Source organism: Streptomyces sp. NPDC048389 (genome assembly GCF_040706335.1).
Taxonomy (GTDB): domain Bacteria; phylum Actinomycetota; class Actinomycetes; order Streptomycetales; family Streptomycetaceae; genus Streptomyces.
Window position 1 is genome coordinate 89,329 of record NZ_JBEZKP010000025.1, and the last position, 8,012, is coordinate 97,340.

An 8,012-nucleotide genomic window follows, 5' to 3' on the forward strand; every position below is an offset into this window, starting at 1 on the left:
CGAGCGTGTGGACGGCCCTGCTGGCCGCCGTGGTGATGGTCGTCGGACTGACGTCCGCGGCCGCGTACGGCAAGCCGGCCAAGGGCCGGGAGGCCGCCACCGAACAGGTGCTCACCTGGACGGCCGGCGACCCGATCGACACGTACCTGTCCTTCCCGACGACGGCCGTGGCCGGCCCGGCGACGATCGTCTTCGAGAACAGCGCGGCCACCGGCAACACCACCGGCATGCCGCACACCCTGACGTTCTCCGTCTCCGACGTCGAGTTCAACGACGACGTCCGGCTCAACCTGCTGGCCAATCCGAACGACGACATGGGCGGCAGGCACACCGCCCGGGTCAACCTGACAGAGGGCCGGTACTTCTACCACTGCACCATCCCCGGCCACGGCACCATGCAGGGCATCCTGACCGTGACGGCGGGCAGCGGCGGGGACACCACCGCGCCCGTCACGACGGCCAGGGTGGACGGCGACCGGAACGCCGACGGCGCCTACATCGGCCAGGCCGCCGTCACCCTCGCGGCGACCGACGAGGGCACGGGGGTCGACGGGATCGAGTACGCGGTCGGGGCGGACGGTCCGTGGCAGCCGTACACGGCGCCGGTCGTCGTCGACCGGGTCGGCTCGCACACGATCCGCTATCGCGCCCACGACAAGGCGGGCAACGTCGAGGCGGACAAGTCGGTGGACTTCCGTGTCGCCGCTGTGCCGACCGACGACACCACCGCGCCCGAGACATCGGCCACGGCGAGCGGCGAGAAGGACGACCAGGGCCGGTACCTGGGGGCGGCCACGGTCACGGTGACCGCCTCCGACACGGGTTCCGGCGTCAACACCGTCGAATACGCGCTCGGGGACGGCGCCTGGCAGCCGTACACCGCGCCGGTGACGGTGCGGGAGCCGGGCGCGCACACGATCCGCTACCGGGCGACCGACAAGGCGGGCAACACGGCGGCCGAGAAGTCGGTGCGGTTCACGGTCGTCGCGCCGCCGGCCGAGGACGAGGAGCCGCCGCAGACCACCGTCGGCGTCGCGGGTGACCAGAACTCCGACGGCGGGTACATCGGACGGGCCACGGTCACGGTCGTCGCCGTGGACTCCAAAGGCTCGGGCGTCGAGCGGGTCGAGTACTCCCTGGACGGCGGCCCGTACCTGGCCTACACCGAGCCGTTGGTCGTCGACCGGGTCGGCCACCACACGGTGCTGTACCGGGCCACGGACAGGGCGGGCAACACCTCGGAAGCGAAGAGCGTCTCCTTCGGCGTCGTGGACGGCGGCGGCGTCCCCGCGCCCAACTGCCCCGAGTACGACGAGCGGGCAACGGTCATCGTCGGCGACGTCGACACCGGCGTCCCCAACCGGGTGACGCGCGACCGCTGCACCGTCAACGAGCTGATCGAGGACGAGAAGGACTGGTCCTCCCACGCGCTGTTCCTCAAACACGTGGACGAAGTGCTCGACCGGCTCCTGGACGAGGGCGTCGTCGACAGCCGTGAGCACCGCAGGATCTACCGGGCCGCCAAGCAGTCGGGCATCGGCAAGCCGGGGCGGACGAACGGCTACCGGGACCTCTTCGACGGCACCCGGGACACCTTCGACGCCTGGCAGCACGTCGGCGGCGGCAGGTTCTCGCTGACCGAGGACGGCGCCATGACCAGCAGCGGCACCGTGCCGGGCATGGGCATGCTGTGGTTCCCGCAGCGGCAGTACGGTGACTTCTCGCTCAAGCTCCAGTGGCGCGACGACGCCCCGGGCTCGGGCAACGCCAACAGCGGTGTCTTCGTGCGCTTCCCGTACGTCCACGACAATCCGGAGGAGCCCCGTCCGGAGTGGGTCGCCATCAAGTACGGGCACGAGCTGCAGATCCTGGACCGCCCGGACGGCGACATGTACAAGTCCGGCTCGGTCTACGGCTTCGACCGCGTCGGCCTCGGCGGCGCCGGGGTGACACCCAAGGGCACCTGGAACGACTACGAGATCCGGGTGGAGGGCCAGCACTACTCGGTCTTCCGCAACGGAAGGCTGGTCAACGAGTTCGACAACACCGGCGGCCAGGTCTTCACCCCGCCCCGCTCCGACGACCCGGGCACGGACGGCCGCCGGTACGCCACCGGCTACGTCGGCCTCCAGGTCCACGGCACGACGGACGTGATCTCCTACCGAGACATCAGGATCAAGGAGCTCTGAGCCCGCGGGACACCGGCCCGCGGACCCGGCTTCGACAAGCCGGCTGCCCCGCCCTCCCGTCAGGGACGGCGGGGCAGCCGTCCCGGGCGCCGGGGACGGCGGGCCGCCGCCCGGACGACGGCGGGGACGGCAGGGGCACCGGAGGCGGCGGGGACTCCGGGGCAGCCGTGTTCCACCGCCCGTGCCGCTACTCAGTCCCAAGGCACCCGAAATTGAGCGGATGTACTCAGGCCCACCCGCCCGCCGGCTGCGATGATCTGCGCATGCTCAAACAAACGAGCGATCCGCGTCCGCGGGTCGGTATCACCGGTGTCGGCAGCGCACTGCCCGACGCGGTGCTGACATCGCACAGCCTCCAGGGCGAGGCGACCCGCCACCTGGCCAAGTCCCTGCCCGCCACCCTGCTCACGCAGGCCACCGGCATCGAGACCCGGCGCGTCGCGGCGGACGACGAGTACGCCTCGACGCTCGCGGTGCGCGCCGGCCGCCGCGCGCTGGAGCGGGCGTCGCTCGACCCGCGCGACATCGACCTGCTGCTGTTCGCCTCCGCGTCACGCGACATGGTCGAGCCCGCCACCGCGCACATCGTGCAGGCCGAGCTCGGCTCGAAGGCGCACGCCCTGGACGTCACCAACGCCTGCAACAGTTTCGTCAACGGGATCGACGTCGCCCGCAGCACCATCCTGGCGGGCCGTGCCCGGCGGGCGCTGGTCGTCACCGGCGAGACGCCGAGCCGCGCGATACGCCGCGATCCGGCCGGACTCGCCGAGTTCCGCGACGGCTTCGCGGGCTACACGTTCGGGGACGCGGGCGCCGCCGTCGTCCTGGAGGCGGTCGAGCGCGGCGGCATTCTCGACGTCGACACCGAGACGCACTCCGAGCACTGGGAGGTCGGCGGCATACCCGGCGGCGGCTCGCGACACCCGCGCGGCGACGAGCACACCTACTTCCGCGGCGACGGCCGCGAACTGCGCGGCGTGTTCGAGAAGGTGGGCGCCTCCGTCGTCGAACGGACCCTGCACCGGGCCGGACTCGACTGGGACGGCTTCGCGAAGGTCCTGGTGCATCAGGTGACGGTGCCCTACCTCGAGCGGTTCGCCGAGCTGACCGGTGCGCCGATGGACAAGCTCGTGGTCACCGTCCCAGAACTGGGCAACATCGCCAGCGCCAGCATCGGCGTGCAGCTGGAGCGGGTGCACGGGGAGCTGGCGGCGGGCGAACGGGTGCTGTTCGTCGGCCTCGGCGGCGGGATCAGCATCATGACGATGGTCTGGGAGAAGTCGTGAGCGCCCTGTGGGTCGTGGTGCCCGCGTACCAGGAGGAGGAGCGGCTGGCCGGCACCCTGCGTGCGCTGGCGGCCCAGCAGGACCGTGACTTCACCCTGCTCGTGGTCGACAACGCCTCGTCGGACCGCACCGGCGCGGTCGCCAGGGACTTCGCGGCCGGGGCGCCGTTCCCGGTGGAGGTGCTCGACGAGCCGGAGAAGGGCGTCGGCTGTGCCGTGGACACCGGTTTCCGGTACGCCATCGAGCGGGGTGCCGCACTGCTGGCCCGTACGGACGCCGACTGCCTGCCACGACCCGGCTGGACGCGGGCCGCCCGCGCCGCGATGACCTGCCGGACCGGGCCGGTCATGGTGTGCGGGCGCATCGTCGCCCGGCGCGACGAGCACGGTCCTTTCGGCCGGGCCGGGTTCTCGGCCCTGGTGGCGCTGGCCGCCCTGTTCGGCCGGCTCCGGCCGGCGCACGCCCGCCGCAACGGCTTCCTCGCCCCGTACCGGATGCACGCCGGCAACAACATGGCCATCACCGCCGACCTGTATCTTGCCTGCGGCGGAATGCCCCGCCGTCCGTCGCCGACGGACCGGCTGTTCCTGAACCGCGTGCGGCGGCAGACGGACCGGATCGTGCGCTGCCCGGCGATGGTCGTGGAGAACTCCACCCGCAGGCTGCGGGCGTACGGCATCCGGGGCACCGCCCGCTGGTACCTCGACCAGGGCAGCGGCGGACGCGGTGACGACCCGCGCTGACGCACTGCGCGCCCCCTTGTCCGTGACTTCCCTCCGTGCTCCCTACCCGTGGACGGCTGACCATGCTGGACCTTCTCGACCACTCACTGCGCTCCTCGCCCGAGCGGCCCGCCGTGCTCGGCGCTTCACGCACCGGGCGGACGCGGGTCCGGGCCACACGGGGCGAACTCGCGGAGCTGGCCGACGCGTACGCCTCGTCGCTGTACGCACGCGGTCTGCGCCCCGGTGACACCGTCGGTGTGGCGGTGCGTCCCGGCCCCCGTGCGCTCGCCGTCCTGCTCGCGCTGTGGCGGCTCGGACTGCGCGGCGCCGTCCTCGACCCCGGTGCCGGGCCGGATGTGCTGCGCGCCAGGCTGGCGTCGGTCCGCCCCTCGCTGGTACTCGCCGACGCCGCCGCGCAGGCCGTCGCCGGCTGGGCCCGGCCGCTGGCGGCGCGGGCACGGCTCGCCCTGCCGCCCCTTCACGAGCTGGGTCCGGTGGCCACGGTCGGCCGCCGGCTGCCCGGTTGCGCTCCGGCGCTCGGCAGGGCCGGGGCGCTCGTGCCGGCCTTCGACCACGGCGACGGCGACGCGGTCATCGTGTTCACGTCCGGTACGACGTCCCGGCCGAGGGCCGTGGTGCACACCCGCTCCGGCCTCGCCGCCGGAATGAGCACGGTCGCCGCGCTGTTCCGCGCCCGGCCGGGTGAACCGGTCGTCGGGGGAACGTTCTTCGTCCTCGTCCCCTCACTCGCCCAGGGCGCGCCGGTCGCGCTTCCCGCCCGCTCGCCAAAGGTCCTGGCGCGTCAGCTGCGGCGGCTGCGCCCGCAGGGCACGTACCTCACCCCGCCGCAGCTGCGGGACGCCCTGAACGCCGGTGCCCGCTTCACGGGGCGGGTGTGGACCGGTTCGGCACCGGCCGGTGCCGAACTGCTGGGCCGGACACGGGCCGCGGGCGCGGCGGAGGCGTGGGGCGTGTACGCGCTGACCGAGCTCTTCCCCGCCGCGGCCGTCGAATCCCGCGACAAGGCGGCGTACGAGGGAGCCGGCGACCTCGTCGGTGCTCCGCTGCCGGGCGTCGAGGTGCGGACGGAGGACGGGCAGCTGCTGCTGTCCGGCCCGGCGGCCAGAAACCGCTACCTCGGGGAGGACCCTGACCCGTGGGTGCGCACCGGCGACCGCGCGCACCTGGACGCCTCGGGCCGGATCGTGCTCGAGGGCCGCTGCAAGGACATGGTGCTGCGGCGTGCCGAGAACATCTACCCGGGGCTGTACGAGCCGTCGCTGCACGTGCCGGGCGTCGAACTCGCCGTCCTGGTCGGAGTTCCGGCGGGCGACGGCGACGAGCGGCTGGTCGCCGTCGTCCAGCCCCGGCCGGGCCACGACGAGGCCCGGCTGCGTGCCGCGCTCGCCGGGCCGCTGCGGCGGATGGGCTCCGCCCGGCCGGACGCGCTGGTCTTCGCGGACGTGCCGCTGTCCGGCCGGTCACGCAAGCCGGACCGGGCGGCGACGTCGCGCCTCGCGGCGGAGCGCCTGGGCACGGCGGGGCTCGCGGGGGTGCGGCCATGACCGGCCGTCCGTCCGTCCCCTCGTCGGACCGGCGCCTCGGTGGCGGCAGCGGCGACGCCGTGTGCCCGGTGACCTCCCGCGGCGAGCCGGACGGCACGCGCGCCGAAGGCGCGGAAGCGGCCGACGCCGCACAGCCGGGTGGCGGACGCCCGGCCCACAAAGGAGGGCGGGAGCGTGTCCGGGATGGCGGCGCCGGCCACGCGCGGGCACGGCGGCGTGACCGCCGGGTGTACCTGCGGGCCCACCCTTTCCTCTTCGCCCTGCTCGCGGCCGGCCGCGGGCGGCCGGTCCGCCGGATCGGCCGTACCGTGCTCGTCCACGGCGCGGACGCCTATCGCGAGGTGCTGACCCGGCTGCCGCTCGACCGTACGGCCCCCGGGACCACGGGCGGCGCGGCGCGCTCGGCGATCGGCGCGGGCGGCGACGGAAGCGCCGCGAGCCCCGGTGTCCTGTTCGACCAGGACGGCGGCGCCCACCGTGCGCTGCGCCGCGGCCTGGTACGGGACCTCGGTACGGCGGGCGTGGAGGAACTACGGTCGCTGTGGCGGCCGTTGATGGAGCGCCGTCTCGAACCGCTGGCGGCGGGCGGCACGGTGGACGTCGTCGCGCTCACCCGGGAGCTGGCGGGCACGGTCGTCTGCGCGCTGCTGGGCTCCGCGGCCTCGCCTTCGGCGGTCGCCGCGGCCGCCGCGGAGGTCGCCGCCGTCTCGGTGCGCAGCGAGCTCCCCGGCCCGCCCCGCCCCGGCGCACGGGCCGCCGTGGCGCGGGCGACGGACCGTCTGCGGCAACTCCTGGGCGGCGGGGGCGACACGGGCGGCGCGCCTGGCGGGGGGCCCGGCTGGTCGCGGGGCCCCGAGGGCCCTGAGGGCACCGGCAGCGACGGCGGTGACGGCAGCGGAGGCAGCGGAGGCAGCGACGAGGCGCTGTCCGCGATGGTGGCGGTCGCGGCCGTGAACACGAGCGTCGCGGCCCTCCCCCGGGCAGCCGCCTGGTGCGCCGACGCCGGCCTGTGGGAACAGGCGGCGGACGACACCCTGCGCCGGAGCCTCACCGGTGAACTGCTGCGCGTCACGGCCGCCTCGCCGCTGCTGCCCCGGGTCGCGGCGGCGGACGGCGCGGTCGGCGGGTGCCCGGTGCGTTCCGGCGACCGGCTGCTGCTCGTCGCCCGGCACGCCGTCGGAGCGCACACCGGGGACCCCGACGCGCTCCACCCGGCGCCGCCCGCCGTGGCCCGGCTGGTCTTCGGTGCCGGGCCGCACACCTGTCCGGGAGCAGGTCTCGCCGGGGCGCTGCTGGAGGACCTGCTCGCGGCGCTGGCCCCGTACCGCCCGGCCGTGGTGCGGGCGCGGGTCGACCGCGGCGCGGCCCTCCCGAGCTGGCGGACGCTGACACTGCGTGCCACCGCATCGGCGGTGCCGCGGTGACCGCCGGGCTCCGCGTCGCCGTCACCGGTGCCTCGGGCTTCTGCGGCGGCCATGTCGCACGGGCCGCGGCGGCGGCCGGCGCCGAGGTGGTGTGCCTGGGCCGCCGACCGGGGCCGACGGGCGAGTTCCGCTTCTGGGACGCCGCGTCGGGCGCACCGGACCTGTCGGGCGTCGACCGGGTCGTGCACTGTGCGGCAGCGGTCGGCGACCCGCCGCCCGGTTCGCAGGCCGAGGCCGGGATGCACGCGGTCAACGTGGAGGGCACCGTACGGCTGCTGGAGGCGGCCGGGGCCCGCCCGGTGGTGTGGGTGAGCAGCGCCAGCGTCTACGACCCGCGCCCCGGCCGCGCCCTGGTCCGCGAGGACCATCCACGGGCCGGGCATCTCAACGCCTACGGACGTACCAAGGCGGCCGGCGACACGCTCGCCCTGGCCGCCGGCGCGGTGGTGCTGCGCCCGCGTGCCGTGTACGGCCCCGGTGACACACAGCTCCTGCCGCGCCTGCTCTCCCGGACCAGGGCGGGGACGCTGCTGCTGCCGGGCCCGGACGTACGGCTCAGTCTCACGGCGGTGGAGAACCTGGCCGACGCGTGCCTCGCCGCGGCCGACTGGCCGCCCGGCGCGTACAACATCGCCGATCCGCTGCCGTACGCCAGGGACGCGGCGGTACGAGCGGTGCTGCACGCCCATGGGGTCGCGGCCCGGATCGTGCATCTGCCGCTGGGTGCCGGAGCACGAGCGGGAGAGCGAAGAGATCTTCGCGACCCTCTGCACCGTGGACATCGCGCCGGACGGGCGCCGGGCCGGGCTGTACCTGGCAGGCC

6 protein-coding genes are annotated in these 8,012 nt (G+C 75.1%); all 6 read left to right on the forward strand.

All coding sequences use genetic code 11. The features are described from left to right. Positions 1–35 precede the first annotated feature (35 nt). Entirely contained in the window at positions 36–2,189 is a 2,154-nt protein-coding gene (locus AB0903_RS19035) for a family 16 glycoside hydrolase (RefSeq protein WP_366704209.1), read from the forward strand. A gap of 263 nt (positions 2,190–2,452) precedes the next feature. Continuing rightward, a complete protein-coding gene (locus AB0903_RS19040) occupies positions 2,453–3,475 on the forward strand; it encodes a ketoacyl-ACP synthase III (RefSeq protein WP_366704189.1) in 1,023 nt (340 codons plus the stop codon). Next, positions 3,472–4,218, forward strand: coding sequence for a glycosyltransferase family A protein (locus tag AB0903_RS19045; protein ID WP_366704191.1), 747 nt, complete (start codon positions 3,472–3,474; stop codon positions 4,216–4,218). The genes AB0903_RS19040 and AB0903_RS19045 overlap by 4 nt, the downstream gene beginning before the upstream one ends. 62 nt (positions 4,219–4,280) lie before the next feature. Continuing rightward, positions 4,281–5,765, forward strand: coding sequence for a class I adenylate-forming enzyme family protein (locus tag AB0903_RS19050; RefSeq protein ID WP_366704193.1), 1,485 nt, complete (start codon positions 4,281–4,283; stop codon positions 5,763–5,765). Further along, the gene (locus AB0903_RS19055; protein WP_366704195.1) at positions 5,762–7,189 is read left to right on the forward strand and encodes a cytochrome P450; all 1,428 of its coding nucleotides are present in this window, start codon (positions 5,762–5,764) and stop codon (positions 7,187–7,189) included. Before AB0903_RS19050 ends, AB0903_RS19055 begins: the two co-directional genes overlap by 4 nt. Then, positions 7,186–8,012, forward strand: an 827-nt coding sequence (locus AB0903_RS19060) for an NAD(P)-dependent oxidoreductase (protein ID WP_366704197.1), incomplete at its 3' end; no start/stop codon positions are given. The genes AB0903_RS19055 and AB0903_RS19060, both read left to right, overlap by 4 nt.

Coding starts and splice junctions, on each gene's coding strand:
- AB0903_RS19035 (WP_366704209.1), top strand. CDS start 36: ATGGTCGTCGGACTGACGTCCGCGGCCGCGTACGGCAAGCCGGCCAAG.
- AB0903_RS19040 (WP_366704189.1), top strand. CDS start 2,453: ATGCTCAAACAAACGAGCGATCCGCGTCCGCGGGTCGGTATCACCGGT.
- AB0903_RS19050 (WP_366704193.1), top strand. CDS start 4,281: ATGCTGGACCTTCTCGACCACTCACTGCGCTCCTCGCCCGAGCGGCCC.
- AB0903_RS19055 (WP_366704195.1), top strand. CDS start 5,762: ATGACCGGCCGTCCGTCCGTCCCCTCGTCGGACCGGCGCCTCGGTGGC.